Here is a 20,887-nt window from a genome sequence, read left to right as displayed (position 1 = left end):
ACTATCCAGAGGTGGGTGCAACCCCGCTGGTTTGGGCCACGGGTTCGGCCAGCCCATCGACCACCACCATCGGGCCCTCCACCGTCGAGCCGTTCCAACCGAAGAACATGATGTCGGCCGCGCAGATAGCGGTGGGGTTGGTCCCGCACGCGATCTCGCCGGCCGAGATGGGGTTTGGTGCCCGCACATCGCGAGCCGCCGACAGATCTCCGCCCGAACGGTCGAGGGTTTGGGTGAGCCTGGTTCCCACCAGCCAGCCTCGAATGGCAAGCGGGTCATCGACCAGTACCGGGTCGTACTGCAGCAGCACCTGGTTGGCCAGCTCGTAGCCGGCCCGCAACTCGGAGTTGACGAAGTCGAGCAGGCGCGGCTCGATCAACTCGAATGCAACGGTGTCATCCATCATGAGATCGCCGTAGTTGTCCAACACCGCCGGTGTGGTGCACCCGGTGCCCCAGATCACAGGTGTTGTCACGCCGAAGTGGCGCCGCGACGCTGCGATGGCCCCGCACGACCTCGTGCTGGTGGCCACCAGCCAAGCCTCACCTAATTCGACGGAGGCCGCGGCAACCACGCCGGTTGCGTCTGTGGTGTTTGGCGGGACCTCGACAAAGGCAGCGACGATGCCGGCGTCCTGCAGAACCGGCCGGGTGAATCGGTTGATCAGCTCGCGCGACACGTCGCTGGCGTCGTGCAGCACGACCACGCTGGTCAATTGTCTGTCCGCCGCCAGCGCGGCGAGAGCAGCGTGAGCAGCTGGCGGACCGCCGATGTCCAAACCCGCATTGCCGGCGTCGGCATCGACAGCCCGAACGGCGACACCTCCCAGAACTGGTAGGCCCGACGCTTCGATGACGGGCAGCGACAGATCCGAATAGAGGTCGACGCCGTGCACCAGAGCGGTGTTCGTCTGGACGAGCTCATCCGCGCATGCGATGGTCGACACCTCGTCGGTGGGCGCACACGAGTCCAGCGCTATCTGCCTCTTGCCCGAAGCTGCTGCCGTGTAGTTCCACCACTCGACTGCAGCTTCTACACCCAACCGGAACGCCTCGTACGAGCCCGAGGCGCTGGCCTCGGTGTTCAACAGTCCGATCTTCCACGGCGGCGGACCGACGAACGTGGTGGTCGGTTGGGCGGTCGTGGAAGAAACCGGTGCTGTAGACGGGGTCGTCACCGCCGTGGTCGTCGGCGCAGCGGTGGTGGTCGACCGGGGCACCTCCGTCGTAGGCTCTGGCCGTGTCGTCGATGTCCTTGCCGGAGGCTGTGTAGATGTCGACAGCGAGCCGAGCAGGTCCGACGATGCACCGGCGCGCGCCGGGTCGTCTGGACTCAGCTGGGTGGTGACCAGCTCGATGTCTGCTCCGTCTTGCGAGGTGCCGCTGGCCGAGGAGGTGCACGCGGGCGCCACCAACGCAATCGCTGCACACACGGCAGCTAGCGCGTTCAGACGATGGCGGTTCATGCGTTGTCGGTCGACCGTGGGTCTGGCGGCTGAACCGGTTGTGCCCGCCATGCTCGACAAGAACTGAAGCCGAACCCTCGTCGGTCGACACTCTCACAAGCGACCGTCCGGCGCGGGGAGGCACCACAGATGACCACGACAGCAACCAGCACCAGCTCGGCCGATCGGGCCTGGGTTGCGCTGCGCATAGTCGACGTCTTGAGATCGGCCGGTATCGACGCGTACTTCGACGCCGGCAAGGTCCACACCGGCGCCGAACTGATCGACGTCGACTCATTGCTTCCTCACCTGGCTCGCACAGACCGAGCCGCGTGGCCATCGGCGGTCCAGCAATACGCCACAGGGGTTGCGGCACGCCTGACCGAACGCAGTACCCAGCCGTCTTCACCGCTGGGTCGCCTGGTCGTCGAAGATGTGGTTCGCTCGCAGCGCAACTCTTCGCCCTCAACCTCGCTGGCCGCCGCCCTCGGTGTCACGCCCCGCAAGGCCTCGCCGATCAGCTCCGGACGCCTCGACCTGTCACCTGCGCCAAACCCGACGCCAGCCCGTCGGCCGGCGACCCCCACAGCGCCGCAGGCGCCCGCCGCCCCGCCTGCACACCAGCCGCCGTTGAGCATCGCCGACGCGCCAACGCCCCGCATCATCGTCAACCCGGCGGCCGGGCCGGGGTACGACCTCGCCGAGCTCGAACGAGCCCTCGAAACGCTGTCGGTGCGAGTTGTGTCGAGCGACATGACCAAGGGCATCCCCGCAGAAGCCCTCGGTCCATCGGCGATCCCGGGCACCGTGACCGCACTGACGCTGGGCGGAAACGACTGGGTCACGACCTCACACCTCGACAGGTGGCGGATCGATCGCGACATCGCCGAGGCGATGGCCGAGGGACGAATCCGCGACGCTTGCCGGCCCGATGTCGACTTGGTGCTGGTCGATTCGACCAGCCGGGTGTTCGTTCTCGAATCAGACCTTCCCGAGATCGGGGCGGCGTTGGCGTACCTGGAACTGCATGTACCGCTTCGTCCCGGCGAGACAGCCCTTATCGCCACCGGTGGCGAGCACGTCGCCATCGTCTCGTTGGGCGACACCCCGACCAAGGCTGCGTTGGCCGCCCTGGTCGACAGCGCCGTTGGTGAACATGCCAAGCGGCCTGGTCGGCTGCGCCCCGCCCTCTACAGGTGGGAGCCCGAAGGCCGCATAAGTCTTGTTGCCGACGACCTCGACACGGCCGCCGGTCGACTGGCGGTTCGCGCCCTCGTCCGTACAGCGGAGCCTTCCGAGCTGTAACGTCGACCCGATGTTGATCGTCGGGTTGACCGGAGGAATCGGGGCGGGCAAGTCGACCGTCGCAGAAGCGCTTGCGCGGCGTGGCGCCGTGGTGATCGATGTCGATGGCCTGGGCCGTCAGATCATCGGCCATGGTGGATCTGCGGTGGAAGAGGTCGTCGCCCGATTTGGCGAACAGGTTCGCAGCTCGGCCGGCGACATCGACAGGGCGGCCCTGGCTTCCATCGTTTTCAGCGACTCGCAGGCGCTTGCCGATCTCAACGCCATCAGCCATCCGCGCATCAACGAACTCATCGACTCGACCGTCGATCGGTTGCCTGGTGATTCGATCGTGGTGCTCGAGATGGCGGTGTTGGTCGAAAGCACCCTCGGCTGGGACAACCGGCACCGATATGAGGTCGTGGTTGTGGTCGAGGCGCCCGTCGAAGTTCGTGTTTCGCGCCTATTGGGGCGGGGAATGTCGACCGAAGACGCAAGGGCCCGTATCGAGAGCCAGGTCTCAGACGAAGAGCGCCGTGCCGTGGCCAACTATGTCATCGGAAACATCGGCACCGTCGACGATCTGTCGCACTCGGTCGGCGAACTCTGGTCTGAGCTGCAGCGCCTGCACGCCGAGAAGATGGGGTGAGCCGCGTTGGATAACCGCCAGGTCGCAACCCTCGCCGCCATTCTGGTGGCCGCCCTGATCGGCCTCGTGGTGGTGGTCAACCTGACCGGCGACGACGAGCCGCCGACGTCGACCACCACGTCGTCGACGTCTTCCACGACCACTCCGACCACCGCCGACACCTCACCCAGCACCACCGTGCCGGCCGACCTCGGCGACCGGGTGTTGGCCCAGCTGGCCGCCCGCACTGCCGACTCGACCGAACGGGCCCGCAGCCTGGCTGCGCCGGGTTCGCCGGCCGAAGCCTATTTCTTGCACCAGGTGGCCGCCCTGTCGATCGTGGGCGACCAGCCGGTCGCCCGCCTCGAGGGAAGCGAGCCCTGGAGGGTCTGCGACCAGGTCGACGGCGGAGCGAGGTGTCGCACCTTCGATGCTTTGACCACCGACGCCGACGGTCGCCTGTTCTCGTTCGAAATCGACGGTCGCTCCATCGAAGGACGCCTGGTCGTCGACGGATACACGGTCTCCGACGGCGGCGTGACCGTGTCGTTGGTTTCGGCCTATCGCACCATCCCAGACGACTCGATGGTCGTGATCGTCGAGATAGAGAACGGCCGCAGCGACGGCATCATCGCGAACGGCTTCGCTGCTGTTTACAGCGATCCGACATTGGGCGACTTCGAGGTCGCCAGTTCGGTGGGCCTGGACGCAATCGCCGGCGGTGGCAGTGCGCGCATGCTGTTCGTGTTCGATGGCGGCGACATCGCCGGCGATCTGGTGCTGCCGTTCACGTCGGACGACTTCACCGAATCGTTCCAGATCACCCTCACGGCAGCAACGCCGTGACTATGGCGTAACCCTCAGCCAAGGCTGCCCGGCGCCACCTCTGCAACGGTGCCGGTGGCTGGGGCTTCGTCCAGCCGCGCCACCCTGATGGTCGCCTGCCGGCCGAGCAACCTGGTTTCGAGAGCCTCGATGAGACGCGAGACACCCAGCGGCTCAGACGTGGCAGCCAGGTCGACAGTCACCGAGCGAGGCGTGGCTGCGGCTGCCACCAAGGTCACCGAATGGCGTGGCCCGATCCATGCCTCGACCAACTCGGCCGCGATGACCTCGGGATCTGCCGAGCCGCCCACGCCCAACCGTTGAACCCACTGCACCGACAGGTTGACCTCTCCGCCTACCGCCAGACCGACCTGCTCGGCCAGCGCCGCGGTCGCCTGGGGTGCCGTCGGCCCCGCTATTTCGAGCACGACCTCACCCCCGGCTGCGTCGATGCCCAGCAGCTCGTAGCCCTCGCCGTACTCGGCGCTGAGCCATGAGGTGACCACCGGATCGACTCGCTCGCTGGTGCTCAGCGAGTCTTCGGCGCTCTGCCCCGCCAAGGCCAGCCCCAGCGACTGCTCGGACCATCTGACCGCAACATCGGTGTCGCTGCCCAGCAGGGGCTCGAGGCTGGTGCGCAGGTCGAAGGCCCTGGGCGGCGAGTCCGGACCGATCAGGTCGACGGTCACGTTTGCGCCATCGATGGTGATGTCGTCGATGATCAGCTCGGCATCGCCGAGCCAGGCCTCGGTTGCAGACCTGACCTCGGAGCGGCGCTGGGCATCCTCGACCGCCGACGCCGACCTGGCCGCCAGCGGCACGAAGATGGCGAAGAAGGCCACCACCACCAGGGCCACCACCGCAGAAACGGCCGGATGCCTGGTGACGAGCTTGATGGTGGGCACCACTCCGGTGGCGAACAACACGCCCATCGAAACCACGACGATGGCCACCAGGTTGGTCAGGTACAGCAACAGTGCACCCGACGCCAGGTCGGTCTCGCCGGCCTGCAATGTGATGCCGACCGCCGCCAACGGAGGCACCAGGGCCACCGCGACTGCAACGCCGGGCAGCGAGGTCGACAACTCTTCGCGCGCCGTTGCATAGGCGCCCGCAGCACCAGCTGCCACCGCCACGACGAAGTCCTTCACGTCTGGCGCCGTGCGGCTGGTCACCTCGCTCTGCAGCTCGAAGTCGGGCAACACCCAGGCCAGGAAGACCGACAGCAGAATCGACCCCAACGTGCTGACCACCACGACAATTCCCGCCCTTGCCATCCGCTGCGGAAGGCCAAGAGCACACGCCGTGGCGAAGGTCATGATTGGCGTCATCAAAGGAGCGACCAGCATGGCGCCGATCACCACGGCCGCCGAGTTGGCGGCCAACCCCACGGCGGCGATGGTCACCGACAACATCAGCATCACGCCATAGCGCAGCAAGGCCCCGCGCCCTTCGCGAGGCAGCAGGCGGCTCATGACAGCGCGCCGCTCGGCGGGGCTGAAGCGGCCGTCGGTGAGGGCCTCTTCGATTATTGCGTCGAGTCGCCTCGTGTCGGTGAGCGGATCGGTCACAGCACAGAAGGTAGCGCCCGGATGGTTGGTGTGGTCGGCGTCGGGCGCATGTACGAACAGCCCCGAGGCCGATAAGTTGCGGTCGATGCCGTCTGCCCAGCACCAGCCGCCGGGACGAGTTGCCGTTCGCGCCGCCGAGCGTTCGTCTGGGCGCGCCGGTCCTCTGGCCCGCATGCAGGCGGTTCTGGTGCTGATCATCGCCGCGGCACCGCTGACGGCCTCAGGGCACTATTTCGCGAACCGGGTCACTGGTCACGGCGGCAGCGCCGGCGTTGCGAGCTTGTTGTGGCTTCCGGTGTTCACAGCCATCGGTCTGGGCCTGGTCGCCGCCGGGCTTGCCGCTCTGGCTCCCGGCTGGCATCGGTCTGGCACCCGCACGACAGTTGCCATGCTGGCCGTGGGCCTCATAGCTGCGACCACCGATTGGATGCGCCTCGTCGGGTCTCGCACCGGAATGGCACTCAACGCCGCCGGCGCAGGGGTTGCCATGGCCTGCCTGCTCGGAGCCGTGGCCAGGCGGCGGGCCGAAACCACACGGATTGCACCTCGTAACAGCGAGCTTGTTCTCGAATGGTTCGGCTCTCTGTTGGTCTTCGGCGCTGCCTTGGCGCTGGTGCTGCCCCACACGGTTTCGATACATGGCGTCCAGAACGATTGCTCACCCATGTGGGCGATACTCGAGACACGCTGCTGGAATCCCGACACGCCATGGTGGCCGCTGCCGGTGGCCGCAGCGGTGATGGGTTTGACCACCCTTGCCATCGTCAGGTCGGCTCCTGTCACCCGCTGAGCTTGACAAGGGCGGCCCAGCGGACGATAGGTCCCCTGTGGGCTTTACTCTCGACGCGAGGGCAAAGGGCGGCCCGCGTGACCGACGAACGGAGACTTGTCAGTGAATTCCAAGCGAGTGGTGGTCGTTGGCCAGGGTTATGTTGGACTGCCCCTGGCCATGTTGGCCATCGAAAAGGGCCATCAGGTCGTCGGATATGACGTAGACAAGGTCCGCGTCGAGGCACTGGCGCGGGGCGAGTCGTTCGTCGAGGACATCTCCGATCAGGAGGTGGCAGACGCTCTCGCCAGCGGCAGGTACCAGGCCACCACAGATTCCGATCTGCTCAGCGGGTTCGACGTGATCGTCATCACGGTTCCGACGCCGCTGCGCGAGACACTTCCGGACCTCTCCTACGTCGAGGCCGCAACCCGCACGCTGGCACAGCACCTTCGCCCCGGTGCAACCGTGATTCTCGAGTCGACGACCTACCCAGGCACGACCGAGGAGATGCTCGGCATAGGTCTCGAGACCATGACCGGCCTCGTCGCCGGCAAGGACTTCCACCTCGGTTTCAGCCCCGAACGGATCGACCCCGGCAACAAGAGGTTCGGCCTGCGCAACACGCCCAAGGTGGTTTCTGGCGTCAACGAGTCTTCGCTGGCCGCGGTCAAGGAGTTCTACGACTCGGTTCTGGACACTGATGCCGAGGGCAATCCGATAACGGTGCCGGTGTCGAGCCCCAAAGAGGCCGAGCTGGCAAAGCTGCTCGAGAACACCTTCCGCCATGTGAACATCGCCCTGGTGAACGAGTTGGCGATGTTCGGGCACGACCTGGGCATCAACGTCTGGGAGGCCATCAACGCCGCCGCCACCAAACCGTTCGGATACATGAAGTTCACGCCAGGTCCTGGTGTGGGCGGGCACTGTCTGCCGATCGACCCTTCCTATCTGTCGTGGCAGGTCCGGCGTCGGCTCGGGCGGTCGTTCCGGTTCGTCGAGTTGGCAAACGACATCAACGAGCACATGCCCGACTATGTGGTGTCTCGGCTCGTCTATGCCCTCAACGAGCGATCGCTCGCGTTGAAAGGATCGCGACTGCTGCTGCTCGGCCTGACCTATAAGGCCAACACCAGCGACGCTCGCGAGTCACCTGCCATCGCGGTAGCCGAACTGCTGCTGAAGCTGGGCGCCGACGTTCGAGCTGCCGACCCTTATCTCAGCGAGGCACACCGACTCGATCCCGCGATCACGTTGGTCGAGCTGAACGACGACGAGTTGCACAGTGCCGATGCCGTCGTGCTGCTCACCGATCACGATGCGTTCGATCTCGACCACATTGCAGCAACGGCTGCGTACGTGCTCGACACCCGCAACAAGATGAGCGGCGAATCGGTCGACCTGTTGTGACCCAGGGCGTGCGGCCCCACGCCAGAGTCCGGGATTATTCGGCATCCAACCGTTGAGCTAGGCTCGCATTGAGCGGCCATCCGTTAACACCGGGTGGTCAGCGAACACGTTTGGAGTGGGTCAATGGTGGAACCTCTCGGCACCCCGGATGTCGGCGACTTGCGGTCGGTTGTGGTCGCGAGCCAACGCGATCTACATCCCAAAGTGGCGCGTTGCTGTGGTTATGAGTTCGAGGACACCATCGCCGAGATCGAGGGCGCTGCCTTCGTCACCGCCAGACACAGCGCGGTCTCCAAGTTCTCGCCCCACGGCCACTTGACCGACCACCTGACACGGCACGTCAGGGCTGCGAGTCATTTCAACCTCGGTCTGCGCCGTCACCACTTGGCCGATGAAGCATCGCTGTTCTTTGCCCAGTTCCAGTTCGGCAAGGACCTCGTCAGCCTGAAAGCCCTGGGACCCTGGCGCTCCAGGAGCACAGCGGCCGTGGCTCTGGTCGAGGAGGTCTGGCCGGGCTACGCACGCAAGCACTGGCGCCAGTTCCGTCCCCTTCGCGATTTCGACCACATCTTTCTCGAGTGTGCCGCCTCTACGCAGATCGTCGAAGAGATCACAGGCGTGCCGACCTCATATGTCCCGCCCGGCGTCGATGCGTTGCGGTTCGCTCCTACCGATCTGCTGGCAGAGCGCCCGATCGACATGACGTGGATCGGGCGACGTTCGGCACCCACCCACGGGGCGCTGATGACCGCGGCCGAGCGAGGCGAGATCTTCTACTACTACGACTCGATCTGGGAAACCTCTGTGCGCTCGGCCCGAGAGCACAGAATCGGTCTGGCCAACCTGCTCAAGAGGTCCCGCTACTTCATGGCGAACACCGCCAAGTTCAACGACGCCAGGGCCGACTCCGAAGAGATCGGCTTCCGGTTCTTCGAGGGTGCTGCGGCGGGCACGGTCATGATCGGTACGCCGCCTCGCACGCCCTACTGGGACGAACTCTTCGGCTGGGAGGACTCGATCTTCCGCCTGCCCTATCACAGCGAAGACGTGCTGGACCTGATGGCCGAGCTCGACGCGCAGCCCGAGCGCATCGAGGCAGCAAGGCGCCGCAACATCGCCTTTTCGATGCTGCGCCACGATTGGGTACATCGGTGGGAGACGATCCTGTCTTCGGTGGGGCTCGACCTGAACCCAGCAGGAATCGCGCGCAAGCGCGAACTACACCGAAGGGCGGCCGAACTGCTCAGCGGCAGTGTCAGTGCCTCGACGCCGGCAGCTGCAGCTGCTGCCAGCTGAGCATCCCCGCGACCGCCTGTGGCTCAGGCGTCCAGGCCCAGGGTTTCCAGAGCGCCAGCCCGGTCGGGCTCGAAACCGGGCGTGTCTCGGCACAACTCGACCATCACCCCGCTGGGGTCCAGGAAGTACACCGAGTGACACCAGCCGTGGTCCAGGTCCATCACCGGCAATATGCCCTCGGCGGCCATGGCGGCCTTGACCTGGTCCTGCTTTTCAGCGGTGGCCCCGAACGCGCAGTGGTTGACCCAGAACGGCAGGCCGACGGCCTCGGAGACGTTGGTCGAATAGTCAGCGGTTTCGCCCACCCCGTTCACCTCGAAGAATGCGATGCAGGCTCCGTTGCCCGCATCGAAGAACAGGTGCTTCAGGCCCGCACTGCCGCTTTGTTGCACCTCGGAGTAGACCAGCGGGAAGCCCATCAGGTCTTCGTAGAAGTGCCTGGTGGCCTCGATGTCGCGTGTCGCGTATGCGACGTGGTGCACTCCGCTGGTTGCCATATTCGCCCCCGCTGTCCGTATGCCTGGCGTACGTTGATGGCCCGATGGCTAGACACCCAACCCACCAGGCGCTCATCCTCGACTTCGATGGCACCATAATCGACACCGAGTGGCCCGGTTATGCGGCGTTCCAGCGGCTCCACGACGAGCTGGGCCTGCCGCCCATTCCCCTGGTTCGTTGGCAGTCGACCATCGGGTTGGCCGACGACGCCGTGCCCATCGACTTCTTTGCCGAGCTGATGAGTCAGCTGCCAGACGCAGACCCGGCCGAGATCACCAATAAACGGCGTCGCTACCGCGACGAGTACGTCGGGGCCGAGCAGGTTCGGCCAGGAATCATCGAGTGGGTGAACCACGCCCGAGATCTGGGATTGCCCGTGGGTGTGGCGTCATCCAGCTCGCCCGGTTGGGTCGTCGGTCACCTCGAACGCCTGTCGTTGCTGCACCTGTTCGACCACATCGAGGGCACATCGGCCGGACAGGTCGGAAAGCCGGCCCCCGATGTGTACCTGCGCTGCGCAGCAGCGTTGGGTGTCGATCCGCGCCGGGCGGTGGCGGTCGAAGACTCCGAGCACGGTGTCACAGCGGCTACGGCCGCTGGTATGTCGTGTGTGGCCGTACCCAACCGGCTTACGGCCGGCTCGACCTTTGCCGACGCAACGCTGCTGGCGCTGTCGTTGGCAGACGTCGACCCCGCGGCCTGGCTCTGCGCCTGAACCTCGTAGCCGGGGCCGGCCCGATGGTCAGACCAGCGCGTCGATGATGTCGTCGATGTCGGCTTCGGTGGTGCGCGGGTTGACGAAGCAGAATCGATACACGGGTCGGCCCAGGTGCCGTGATGGCACCACGAAGGCCCGCTGGGCGTTCATCATCTCGACCGAACGGTCCTGGTATTGCTGCGCGTCCCAACCGACCCGCTCGAACACCACGACCGACAGCGACGGCTCGACGACCAGTTCGAGGTGGTCGGCGGCCCTGATTTTTTGCGCCGCGGCCGCCGCCAGGTCGAGCGTTACCTGCACCGCTTCGGCGTAGGCGTCGGTTCCGTGGGTCGCCAACGAGAACCAGAACGGAAGCCCCCTGACCCGGCGGGTCAGGTGTATGGCGAAGTCGCTGGGGTTCCAGTCGCCCCAGGCGTCGAGGAACTCGAGATAGCCGGCGTGCTGAGCGTGCACCGCCCTGGCGTCGTCGGGGTTGCGATACAGCAGCGCACACGAGTCGAAGGGCGCGAACAACCACTTGTGGGGGTCGACGATGTAGCTGTCGCACAGTTCGATGCCGTCGAACAGCGGCCGGGTAGACGGTGCAGCCATGGCCGCACCGCCATAGGCACAATCGACGTGGAACCACACTCCCCGCTCGCGACACACGCGGCCGATGTCGGCCAGGTGATCTATGCGCCCCAGGTTCGTGGTGCCGCCTGTCGCGACCACACCGGCCACACGGTGACCCTCGGCATCCAACGCGTCGGCCACCGCCTGGCCCGTCATGCGAAAATCATCGTCGACCGGCACGGTTATGACGTCGGCGTCCATCACTTGAGCGGCCGACACCACCGACGAGTGAGCGCCCGCCGACGCCAGGAAGGCCCACCGCTGCGGGCGACTGCCTGCGCTGCGTTCGGCCCTGCCCCTGGCCGCAACCATCGCAGACAGGTTGCCTATGGTGCCTCCCGACACGAACACGCCACCCGAACCCTCCGGCATTCCGGCCAGGTCGATCAGCCAGCCCAGGGCCTCGTTCTCGGCGTGCACCGCGCCGGCTCCCTCCAGCCAACTGCCGCCATAGATCGAAGCTGCTCCAACCAGAACGTCGAACAACACCGCAGCCTCGGTTGGTGCGGCCGGCACGAACGACAGGTACTTCGTGTAGTCCACCGACAGGCAGTTGGGATGCAGGATGTCTTCGAAGATCCGCAGCGCCTCGTGCCCGCCGATGCCCGCTGGGGTGATGGTGGGACCGGCCGCCGCCTCCAACTGCGCCTCGGTGGCCGTCGAGTCCAGCGGCACCGGTTCTTCGCTGATGCGCTTGCGCGCGGCACCGAAGATCGCATCGGCCAGCCGGTCGGTGGCCTCGCTGTAGTGGTGCATGCGGTACTCGGGCCCCGTCGGTGTCACTCGCCCTCCCCGATGATCGACGCAAATCGTTCCTCGACCGCCAACTCGTCGACCTCGGGCATCGAGCCCCACGTGTACAACCGCTGCCTGGTGGTCGAGTCGGGAAACAGAATCGGGTTGTCGGCCAGTTGGGCGGATTCTCCGCCCAGCGCCACCAGTTCGTCACGCACCCCGATGACGGGCGAGATGTACTGCACCCAGGTGGTCAGCTGCGCTGCGTTGGCCGGGTCGTACACGAAGTTCATCCACTCGCCCGCGGCCGCCACGTTGGCTGCGCCTTTGGGAATGACCATGGTGTCGAACCACTGAATCGCACCCTCGTCGGGTATCACGAACTCGATGTCGGGGCGTTCGCGCTGAAGCTGCACGATGTCGCCAGACCACGCCATCGCGGCGGCCAGTTCGCCCGAAGCCAACCCGTCGGCGAACTGGAAGCTGGTGAATCGGTTCACCTGCCCAGACGTCGCCGCGGCCTCGATTCGGTCCAGGGCTTGCATCGCAGCGTCGAGCGTGGGTCGGGTGGGGTCGTTGCCGTCGACCAGCATCGCCAGGCCCACGGTCTCGCGCATTTCTCGAACCATGCCGATGCCGGCGTCGAAACGTGTGGTGAACAGGTCGGCAACCGTAGGCACCCGACCGCCGGTCAGCTCTGGGTTGTAGGCGATGCCCGTGATGCCCGCCTGCCACGGCATGTTGAACCGAGCCCCCCTGTCCCACGACGGCGTCAGGAACGACGGATCGATGTTGACGTGATTGGGCACGATCTCCAGAGGTATGGGCTCGAGCCAGTTGCGGTCCAGCATCCGCGCCGCCAACCAGTAGGTCGGAACGATGATGTCGTAGCCGACCCGCCCTCCCCCGCCCAGAGCCGGGGCGATGACGTCGTCGAACGCGGCCGCGTTGTCTTCGTACGAATCGTCGTAGGAGACGCGTATGCCTGTGTCGGCAGCGAACCGGTCGACCGATCCGACCGCGCCGTCTTCGGTGGGGTCGACGTAGTCAGCCCAGTTCCAGATCGACAGCTCCGAACGCCCGCCCAGGTCGAAGGTGCGTCGATCGTTGGCACATGCGGCCAGCAGCAGCGCAGACGCGGTGGCGATGAAGGTTCGTCGCGACACCGGGCGGCCGGACGTTGAGAGATTCTGCTTCACGAGTACTCACCTATCCGGGCCTGGAAGCCGAACCACGCGGCCAAGGCCGCTGCTGCGGCCAGCACCACCGATGCGACCCTGAGATACCCCAGCGCTGCAGTTGCGGCCTGCACCCCTTCGGCGAATTGGGTCCGGTTGTCCAGCAGCACGCTCTCGACCGCTGTGTTGAACCCATTGAACGCCGAGTTGCCCTCGCCCGATGCGACAACACGGGCCCCTGATGCGTCGCCCGATGCCAACAGCTGCTCGACGCGATCGCTGACCTCGAGGTAGCGATCCCAGCGCACCACCAGTTCGGCAACTGCGGCGTCTTCCCGGTCGGAGTCGGCCAAGGCCCCCGCCTCTGCCAACAGTGCCTGTACCTCGGCGGCCTGGGCGTCGAGGCCTGGGTCGGAGCGACCGTCGACTATCGACACCGCTTCGGCGGTCTTGTAGCTGAACCCGGCCTGTTGGATACGCGCAGTCGCCGCGATGGTGTCGAACCCTCCGGTTTCGGCGTTGTCCAGCTCGGCGCTGCGGCTGGCCGAGGCCACCGCAACCCACAGGGCAAACACCAACAGCATCAGACCGGCTACGACCAGGCCGGGGTTCAACAGCCGGTTGGTGCGCCTGCGGACCACGCCGTTCGCCGCCAGCATGACCACGCCGGCCATTGCGGCCGCCACCACGGCCAGCACCGTGGGCACCAGTCCGCGGCCGTCGTCGGCCAGCTGGGTGTCGGCACGGGCAGCAACCACATCGATCTGGGGGAAGATGTCGTCTCGAACGGTGGCCAGAGCGGCACGCAACAAATCGTCGGCCCCGGCCTCGGCGTTCAGGTTGGCGCCTCGTGCCGCCTCGACCTGGCCTGCGTATCGAACCAGATTCGCAGCGACGTCTTTCAACGACAGGTGGGCCGTGTCGTCGTCGCCAATCAGCCTGGCCACCTCCTCGACCTGCGAGATGGATCTGGCCAATGCCTCTTCGTACAGCAGGCGTTGCGAGCGGTCCTGGTCCTGGCCGGACAAGAAGACGGCGGTGGACGCGGCATCGGCTTCGGCGACGCTGGCGATGACGTCCTGGGTGGCCACCAGTACTGGGCCCGAGTTGTCGCGGATACGTTCGGTCGACGACACCAGGCTCGAGGTGGCGATGAACCCCACCACGCCCGCGACTGCAGCGGCCAGCACACATAGCACCGCCCACAGCCGGAACAGCCGTGGCGTCGAGAGGGTCGGCTTCGACGACATCAAGGCCGAACTCTACTCATCACGGTTAACATCGGCCGCGCCATGAACGGTGACGAGCTGGACGCACTACTCGAGCGCTACCGCGTCGCCCACAGCCGCATCGCCGCGAACCTGGTCGACCTAGACAACCATCGGGCGTACGAGATCTTGTCGAACGGTGATGTCGGCCCCGCCACCGTGGGCCGCGTAGGAGCTGCGCTCGAGGCCGCCCCGTTGTTGTGGCGGTGGTTGACGCAGCTGGGCGACATCGTCGATCGCGCCGGAGAGTTGCGTCAGCAGGGTCGGCCCAGGGGCGAGCGGGCCCAACAACTTCGCGAGCTGCTGGCCGGCCGGTCGGTAGTGCTGTCGACCGACGACGTGCCCCTGGGCGAACGAGGGATGCTCGACCCCAAGACAACCACGAGGTCGATAACCGTCGAAGAGTTGATCGAGCGCATGGGTGCGGTTTATGGCCCGCTTCGAGACGCCGTGGCCGAGATCGACTCGATCTGGTCTGGGGTGCTGCCCAGGCTCGATGCGGCACGCCGTTCGCTCGCGTCGATGGGGCAGCACCTTCAAGAGGCCGGCGTGGGCGAACCAGCCGAAATGGCGGCGGCTCGCCTGGCACTCGAAGAACTCGACCGCATCGTGCTGACCGACCCTTTGGCGGTGGGCCCAAACGCCGGGCGCGACCTCGACGCCGCCGTCGAAGACGCCGCCGATCGGGTCGACGCGCTCATGGCCGAGGCCGCCAGTCTCAGCGCAGAGCTGGCGGGCATCGACAAGCGTCTGGCGTCGCTGAGGTTGCTGCGAGCCCAAGCCGCGGCAGCCTATTCCGAGGCCAAGGCCAAGATCGCCGCCCCCGGCGAGTTGATAAAGCCACCAGGCCCGCAGATCATCGACGGAGTGGGTGGCTTGGCCGAACAGGCCACCTCGATCGCGACGATGGGCCCGGTGGCATTGGCCGAGTTCCGCCGCTGGAATCGCACCGCTCAGGCGGTCGCCGACCAGCTCGAACGGGCGCTGTCCGCCAACCGCGCCGGCCTCGATCGCCGCGACGAGCTCCGCGGCCGCCTTGCCGCATACCGGGCCAAGGCCAGAGCGATGGGAATCGCCGCGGTCACCCACCCAGACCTAGCCGACTTGGCCGACTCGGCACACAACGAACTGTTCACCGCGCCCGTAGATGTGGCGCGAGCATCAAGCCTCGTGGAACGCTACGGCGACGGCCTGCGCAAGGCTTCGGATGGAGGCTCGACGTGAGCACCGCATGCACCATGGCCGGATGCACCGGCACAGTTCTCGACGACGGCTACTGCGACACCTGCGGCAGCCCCGGACCTGTGGTGGGCTCCAGCGCCCCCAGCCCGCCGCAAGCGCCGCCGTCTGTCGTGCCCGCGTCGCCGACTTCGCCCATCGCAGTTAGTGGTGGTGGCGGGTGCACCGTCGCCGGATGCACCGGCACGGTTCTCGACGACGGCTACTGCGACACCTGCGGCACGCTCGCCCCTCAGCCGGTGCCATCGGGCGGCGCGGCCGGCGGCACGGGTGCGCCGGGCTCGTCCTCGACCACCTCGTCCATCGCCCTGGCATCGGCGCCTTCGGTTTCGGCGACCGTTGCGGGCAGCCGGCGCCGCACCGGGTCTTCGCGCACCACCAGCGCTCGCACCAGCCTCGGCGTGGGTCTGGTCTCGGTGGCCCCCACACCCGGTGGCGATCCGGCGGCTGCGGTGATGACCCCCGATGAGATCGCCGAGGTCGTCGAGGTAACCCCCGAAGACGAGCGGTTCTGCCGCTCGTGCGACAGCCAGGTAGGCCGGTCCAGCGATGGCCGCGAGGGCCGTATCAAGGGTTTCTGTTCCAATTGTCGGGCCCCTTTCGACTTTGCGTCCAACGCGCCGGCTCTCGTCGCCGGCGAGTTGGTGGCCGGCCAGTACGAGGTGCTGGGGCCCATCGCCCACGGCGGCATGGGCTGGATATATCTGGGTCGAGACAAGGCCGTGTCAGACCGATGGGTGGTGCTGAAGGGCCTGATCGATTCGTCCGATCCCGACGCGGCGCTGGCCGCAGTGGCCGAGCGCCAGTTCCTCGCCCAGATCGAACACGGCGCCATCGTCAACATCTACAACTTCGTGACCCACGCCGGGTCGGGCTACATCGTCATGGAGTATGTGGGCGGCGAGTCGTTGAACTCGAAGCTGAAAGCCCGCAGGCGGTCGAACGGCGGGGTTCCCCTGCCGCTGGAAGTGCCCGAAGCCATCGCCTACATCCTCGGCATCCTGCCCGCGTTCGGATACCTGCACGACCGCGGCCTGGTTTACAACGACCTCAAGCCCGCCAACATCATGGCGGTGGACGATGGTGTCAAGCTCATCGATGTGGGTGCGGTCATGCGGGCCGACGACCACGATGCGGCCATATTCGGCACCCAGGGCTTCCAAGCTCCAGAGGTGGCTTCGGCCGGACCTTCTGTGCAGTCAGACCTGTACACAGTGGGCCGCACGCTCGCCGTGTTGATCCTCAACTTCGTGTTCCACAGCGGGCCCTACATGCATGCGCTGCCCGGCCCCGCAGACGAGCCGTTGTTCGCCCGGTGGGAGTCTCTTCATCGCTTCTTGCTGAAGGCAACAGCGCCGCATCCAGACGACCGATTCCAAACCGCAGGCGAGATGAGCCAGCAGCTCATCGGCGTGCTCAGGGAAATCGTTGCGGTCGAGACGTCGTCACCGAAGCCGACACCGAGCACCCTGTTCGGGCCCGACCGCGCCCCAGCCCTGTTGCACGAGGGGTCGAACGCTGTGGTCCACGATGTCGAGTGGAGGGCCCTGCCCCGCACGCTGGTCGACCCGGCCGATCCGTCGGCGGCGGCTCTCATCGAGATGGACGAGGTCGAGGGCTCGCAGGCGCTCGACCTCATAGACCAGGGCATCGCCAGCGGTCAGCTGGGCTCGTCCAGAGAGGTCGAGCTGCGCCGAGCTCGGGCCCTGGTAGAGGCCGGACGCGACCCCGGTCCGGTGCTGGATTCGATCGTCGAGGCTGACCCCTGGGAGTGGCGCGTCGATTGGTACAGGGGCCTGTTCGAATTGTCCCAGCAGCGTGCGGTGGTGGCAGCCGAGCGGTTCTCGAACGTCTGGACAGCGGTGCCCGGCGAGTTGGCACCCCAGCTGGCGGTGGCCATGGCCGCTGAAGCCGCCGGCGAAGTGGTGCGTGCCGCCCAGCTGTACGAACGGGTCGTGTCGGTCGACCCCACCGACGTGTCGGCCGCGTTCGGCCTGGCCCGCTGCCTGGCAGCCGGTGGCGACCGGGCGGGAGGGGCCGCCGCACTCGATCGGGTTCCACGCAGCTCGGCCGCCTACGGCGCGGCCCAATCCGAGGTCGCCAGGTTGCTGGCCGCCGTCGATCACGACACAGCGCCGACTCCTGCCGAGCTGGCCCGAGCCGCCGCCACGGTCGAACGTCTGCAGATCGATGCCGCAGAGCGTGCAGCTCTCACCACAGACATCCTCGAGCGTGCCCTGGCACTGGCCGACACCGATCCAGACGCGCTTTCCCGCGGCAGCCAGAACGTCACGCTGTTCGGCCGTCCCCTCGACCGCCGCGAACTGAAGCGAGGGCTCGAGGCCGCCTACCGCGAACGGGCAAGGCTGGCCTCAGATCCAGATCTGCGGATCGAGTTGGTCGACAGGGCCAACAGCATCCGACCAAGGACCCTCTTTTGACCACTTCGACCGGTGCCGACGCCTGCCCTGCATGTGGCGAGCCCGCTGTTGGGGCTGCGTCGTGGTGCGAGGCGTGCGGGGCCGATCTAGACGGGCCTGCGCCGTCACCGCCATGTGCCGATTGTGGTGCGCCGGGCGAAGGCATCGTCGACGGTTATTGCGGTTCGTGCGGCGCCAGACAGCCCGGCGAGCACGATCACGTGGTGGTCGACCTCGGCTGGGTTGCCGCGGTCACCCACAAGGGGTCCAGGCGCGCGGGCAACGAGGACGCGTTCTCGGTCACCGATGCAAACGGCACTGCGGTGATAGCCGTGTGCGATGGGGTGGGCAGTACAGACTCGCCGGCCGCTGCGGCCAGGGCTGCGGCCACCGCGGCCAGCGACGCGTTGTCCGACGACTTGCGTGCGGTGGCGGTCGTCGCCGATGTCGACCTCACCAAGGCAGCGGCGGCGGCCCAGCACCAGGTGATAGCCATCACCCAGGCCGATCCGCCCCGGGCGGGAGACCTTCCGCCCTCCGCCACCCTGGTGGTCGCCGTCGCTCGTGCCGACTCAGACGGTGTTTCGGGAGTGGTCGGCTGGCTGGGCGACAGCCGCGCCTACTGGGTGGGTGCCGAGGCGCTGCGCCTGACCGCTGACCACGTGTACGACGGTCCACCGGGTGACGAACAGTCGGGTTCTATCACCCGCTGGCTGGGCCTCGACGCCGCCGATGTCACCCCATCCAGCGTCGACTTTCGCGCTCAGGCGCCGGGCTTGCTCATCGTGTGCACCGACGGGTTGTGGCGCTATCTGGACGAACCCCAGGCGCTGGCGGCCACCGTCGCCCGGTTGCGAACCGACAACCCCCAACCGGTTCAGCTGGCACAGGCCCTGGTCGATTACGCAAACAGCAGCGGCGGACATGACAACATCACCGTTGCGATCGCCGAGTTCGGGCCCAATCCCGGAGGAGACGCCACATGACCACCAACTTCGCCGCATCGGTATTCCAGAACGAGTACTTGCCCGCGGGCGCCACGTCGGTCGATGCCATCATCACCGTGTCCTCGGGCGAGCTGGGCGCTGCAGGCGGCGCCAACGCCACCGCCCAACCGGTGGGTGGCCGGGTCGAGGTCATCGTCATCGACACGTCCGGTTCGATGATGGGTGACAACGGCGCCAAGATCGAAGCGGCCCGCCAGGCCACCATGGCGGCCATCAACGTGTTGGCCGACGGCACAGAGTTCGCCGTGGTCATGGGCAACCACGAGGCCCGCATGTTGTACCCCTACCAGGGCCTGGCCGTGGCCGACGACCGCACCAGAGAAGCGGCTTGCGACGCGGTAGCCAGGGTTCGTGCCGATGGCGGCACAGCCATCGGGTCGTGGTTGCTGGCAGCGGCGGCCCTGTTCAGCTTGTCGCCCGGCGGTGTGGCGCACTGCACGCTGCTGACCGATGGAAAGAACGAGCACGAGAAGCCGTGGCAGCTCGACCAGGCCATCGCCGCGTCGGTGGGCAAGTTCCAGTGTGATGCCCGGGGCCTCGGCACCGACTGGGAGGTCGATGAGCTGCGCAAGGTCGCCAACGCCCTGCTCGGCACCGTCGACATCGTCCCATCACCCGACGAGCTCGAGGCCGAGTTCAGGGCGCTCACAATGGCTTCGATGTCCAAACAGATCGGGTCGGTCGCTCTGCGGCTGTGGTCGCCGAAGGGGTCACAGCTGGGGTTCGTCAAGCAGGTGTCGCCCAACCTCGAGGACCTTTCCGACAAGGGGGACGTGGTCAGCCCGCTCATCACCGACTATCCGCTCGGGGCGTGGGGTCCTGGCGAGGAGCGCGACTATCACCTGCGTATCGACATCCCGGTCGGCAACGTCGGCCAGGAGCGCCTGGCGGCCAGGGTCATGCTGGTCGTCGACGGGCAAGAGCAACCGGCTGCCCTGGTGAAGGCGGTCTGGACCGACGACGAGGTGCTGTCGACCCGCATCAACGGCGAGGTGGCCCACTACACGGGTCAGGCAGAGCTGGCCGACGCCATCGCCGAGGGCCTCGCTGCCCGTCAGGCGGGCGATCACGACACGGCGACGGTTCGGCTGGGTCGAGCGGTACAGCTGGCCCACGAAGCAGGTAACGACGACACGGTCAAGCTGCTGGCCAAGGTCGTCGAGGTCGAAGATCCCGAGACCGGCACCGTACGTTTGCGCAGGTCGGTCGAGCAGGCCGATGCGATGGCGCTCGATGTGCGCTCGACACGCACGGTCAGGGTCAATCGCAGGCGCGAACCGGGGGCTTCGTCGTGAGCGTCACGCCTTCGCAGTGTCCGGGTTGTGGCTCGGTGCCCGAGCCCGACCATCTGTTTTGCGAGAAGTGCGGTTTCGACTTCATCACGTCCACAGCGGCCGAAGCGCCAGAGGTCGAGGTCGAGGTCGCGGCCGCCGAGCCGGGTGCCGTTTCGCCACCGTCCACGGTTGTAGTCTCGGTCGACCCGCAGCACCACGCGTTCATCGACCCCGACGGGCAGCTCGAATTGCCCGACCCGGTCCCCGAACCCACCCAGGTCACGTTGGCGCCGGCGTCGTTGGTAGGCCGACGCAGCGACAGTCGTGCCGTATACCCCGAGGTGGACGTGGCTGCGCTCACCGGCGACCCTGCGGTGTCTGCTCGTCAGGCGATGCTGCGCCGCCGCGACGACGGGTCGTGGGTCATCTCCGACCTCGAGTCGACCAACGGCACCTACCTGCGACGACCCGGCACCCAGCCGGTGATGCTCGACCCAGGCATCGAGGTGCCCGTCGAACCAGACGCCACCATCCTCGTTGGCGCTTGGACGGCCCTGCGTCTCACCTAGAGCCCGGTCCTGAGCCACCCGGCGCAATTGCCGGTGGGGTTGGTGCGTGTGCGTTCGGGTATGTCTGCGTCCGGCTCTTAGCGACAATCTCGTGTGCTGCCGCCGTCGGAGCTCGGGGGACGAGCCACCGAGGTTCAGT

Annotated in this window: 19 protein-coding genes; 13 read left to right on the top strand and 6 right to left on the bottom strand. The window is 66.8% G+C overall.

Translation table 11 applies throughout. The features are described from left to right. Position 1 precedes the first annotated feature (1 nt). Positions 2 to 1,087 carry a hypothetical protein gene (locus tag R2770_21850; GenBank protein ID MEZ5283110.1) on the bottom strand — a complete coding sequence of 362 codons (1,086 nt, stop codon included), beginning with the start codon at positions 1,085 to 1,087 and terminating at the stop codon, positions 2 to 4. Here R2770_21850 and R2770_21845 point away from each other — a divergent pair. The 4 genes from R2770_21845 to R2770_21830 all read left to right on the top strand — a co-directional run bounded on the left by R2770_21845 (position 1,080) and on the right by R2770_21830 (position 4,202). After that, the gene (locus R2770_21845; protein ID MEZ5283109.1) at positions 1,080 to 1,532 is read left to right on the top strand and encodes a hypothetical protein; all 453 of its coding nucleotides are present in this window, start codon (positions 1,080 to 1,082) and stop codon (positions 1,530 to 1,532) included. The genes R2770_21850 and R2770_21845 overlap by 8 nt on opposite strands. Before the next feature lie 62 nt (positions 1,533 to 1,594). Further along, on the top strand, positions 1,595 to 2,749 hold the full coding sequence (locus R2770_21840) for a hypothetical protein (protein ID MEZ5283108.1): 1,155 nt from the start codon (positions 1,595 to 1,597) through the stop codon (positions 2,747 to 2,749). Between the two features lie 10 nt (positions 2,750 to 2,759). After that, positions 2,760 to 3,377 carry a dephospho-CoA kinase gene (gene coaE / locus R2770_21835; GenBank protein MEZ5283107.1) on the top strand — a complete coding sequence of 206 codons (618 nt, stop codon included), beginning with the start codon at positions 2,760 to 2,762 and terminating at the stop codon, positions 3,375 to 3,377. Between the two features lie 6 nt (positions 3,378 to 3,383). Continuing rightward, positions 3,384 to 4,202 (top strand): hypothetical protein, encoded by an 819-nt coding sequence (locus tag R2770_21830; protein ID MEZ5283106.1) that lies wholly within the window; start codon positions 3,384 to 3,386, stop codon positions 4,200 to 4,202. Between the two features lie 14 nt (positions 4,203 to 4,216). On the opposite strand, the gene R2770_21825 is transcribed toward R2770_21830, so the two are convergent. Continuing rightward, entirely contained in the window at positions 4,217 to 5,752 is a 1,536-nt protein-coding gene (locus R2770_21825) for a DUF389 domain-containing protein (GenBank protein ID MEZ5283105.1), read from the bottom strand. 85 nt (positions 5,753 to 5,837) lie between these two features. On the opposite strand from R2770_21825, the gene R2770_21820 reads away from it, so the two are divergent. The 3 genes from R2770_21820 (at position 5,838) to R2770_21810 (ending at position 9,227) form a co-directional block, all read left to right on the top strand. Then, a complete protein-coding gene (locus tag R2770_21820; protein ID MEZ5283104.1) occupies positions 5,838 to 6,542 on the top strand; it encodes a hypothetical protein in 705 nt (234 codons plus the stop codon). A gap of 102 nt (positions 6,543 to 6,644) precedes the next feature. Beyond that, on the top strand, positions 6,645 to 7,931 hold the full coding sequence (locus R2770_21815; GenBank protein MEZ5283103.1) for a nucleotide sugar dehydrogenase: 1,287 nt from the start codon (positions 6,645 to 6,647) through the stop codon (positions 7,929 to 7,931). Positions 7,932 to 8,054: 123 nt separating this feature from the next. Further along, positions 8,055 to 9,227, top strand: coding sequence for a glycosyltransferase (locus R2770_21810; GenBank protein MEZ5283102.1), 1,173 nt, complete (start codon positions 8,055 to 8,057; stop codon positions 9,225 to 9,227). A 23-nt stretch (positions 9,228 to 9,250) separates the two neighbouring features. Here R2770_21810 and R2770_21805 read toward each other — a convergent pair whose 3' ends face one another. Beyond that, positions 9,251 to 9,724 (bottom strand): VOC family protein, encoded by a 474-nt coding sequence (locus R2770_21805; GenBank protein ID MEZ5283101.1) that lies wholly within the window; start codon positions 9,722 to 9,724, stop codon positions 9,251 to 9,253. Between the two features lie 44 nt (positions 9,725 to 9,768). Between R2770_21805 and R2770_21800 the strand changes: the two genes are divergently transcribed. Beyond that, positions 9,769 to 10,440 carry an HAD family phosphatase gene (locus R2770_21800; protein ID MEZ5283100.1) on the top strand — a complete coding sequence of 224 codons (672 nt, stop codon included), beginning with the start codon at positions 9,769 to 9,771 and terminating at the stop codon, positions 10,438 to 10,440. A 27-nt stretch (positions 10,441 to 10,467) separates the two neighbouring features. On the opposite strand, the gene R2770_21795 is transcribed toward R2770_21800, so the two are convergent. Genes R2770_21795 through R2770_21785 form a run of 3 tightly spaced genes read right to left on the bottom strand, consistent with a single transcriptional unit; the run spans position 10,468 to position 14,221 of the window. After that, the gene (locus R2770_21795; GenBank protein MEZ5283099.1) at positions 10,468 to 11,841 is read right to left on the bottom strand and encodes an aminotransferase class V-fold PLP-dependent enzyme; all 1,374 of its coding nucleotides are present in this window, start codon (positions 11,839 to 11,841) and stop codon (positions 10,468 to 10,470) included. Next, positions 11,838 to 12,992: a spermidine/putrescine ABC transporter substrate-binding protein gene (locus tag R2770_21790; protein ID MEZ5283098.1), complete on the bottom strand. Its 1,155-nt coding sequence runs from the start codon at positions 12,990 to 12,992 to the stop codon at positions 11,838 to 11,840. Before R2770_21790 ends, R2770_21795 begins: the two co-directional genes overlap by 4 nt. Further along, on the bottom strand, positions 12,989 to 14,221 hold the full coding sequence (locus R2770_21785; protein ID MEZ5283097.1) for a hypothetical protein: 1,233 nt from the start codon (positions 14,219 to 14,221) through the stop codon (positions 12,989 to 12,991). Before R2770_21785 ends, R2770_21790 begins: the two co-directional genes overlap by 4 nt. Before the next feature lie 42 nt (positions 14,222 to 14,263). On the opposite strand from R2770_21785, the gene R2770_21780 reads away from it, so the two are divergent. From R2770_21780 to R2770_21760, 5 genes are read left to right on the top strand one after another with little or no spacing between them, the layout of a single operon-like run. Then, positions 14,264 to 15,463 (top strand): hypothetical protein, encoded by a 1,200-nt coding sequence (locus R2770_21780; protein ID MEZ5283096.1) that lies wholly within the window; start codon positions 14,264 to 14,266, stop codon positions 15,461 to 15,463. Beyond that, positions 15,460 to 17,919, top strand: a complete 2,460-nt coding sequence (locus R2770_21775) for a tetratricopeptide repeat protein (GenBank protein MEZ5283095.1) — start codon at positions 15,460 to 15,462, stop codon at positions 17,917 to 17,919. The genes R2770_21780 and R2770_21775 overlap by 4 nt, the downstream gene beginning before the upstream one ends. Beyond that, complete coding sequence (locus tag R2770_21770; protein ID MEZ5283094.1) at positions 17,916 to 18,884, top strand: protein phosphatase 2C domain-containing protein; 969 nt, start codon at positions 17,916 to 17,918, stop codon at positions 18,882 to 18,884. Before R2770_21775 ends, R2770_21770 begins: the two co-directional genes overlap by 4 nt. Continuing rightward, entirely contained in the window at positions 18,881 to 20,200 is a 1,320-nt protein-coding gene (locus tag R2770_21765) for a VWA domain-containing protein (GenBank protein MEZ5283093.1), read from the top strand. Before R2770_21770 ends, R2770_21765 begins: the two co-directional genes overlap by 4 nt. Next, on the top strand, positions 20,197 to 20,748 hold the full coding sequence (locus tag R2770_21760; protein MEZ5283092.1) for an FHA domain-containing protein: 552 nt from the start codon (positions 20,197 to 20,199) through the stop codon (positions 20,746 to 20,748). The genes R2770_21765 and R2770_21760 overlap by 4 nt, the downstream gene beginning before the upstream one ends. Positions 20,749 to 20,887 lie beyond the last annotated feature (139 nt).

It is taken from the genome of Acidimicrobiales bacterium, from assembly GCA_041394185.1.
GTDB lineage: Bacteria > Actinomycetota > Acidimicrobiia > Acidimicrobiales > Poriferisodalaceae > JAAETH01.
This window is presented reverse-complemented; position numbering and strand designations above follow the sequence as displayed.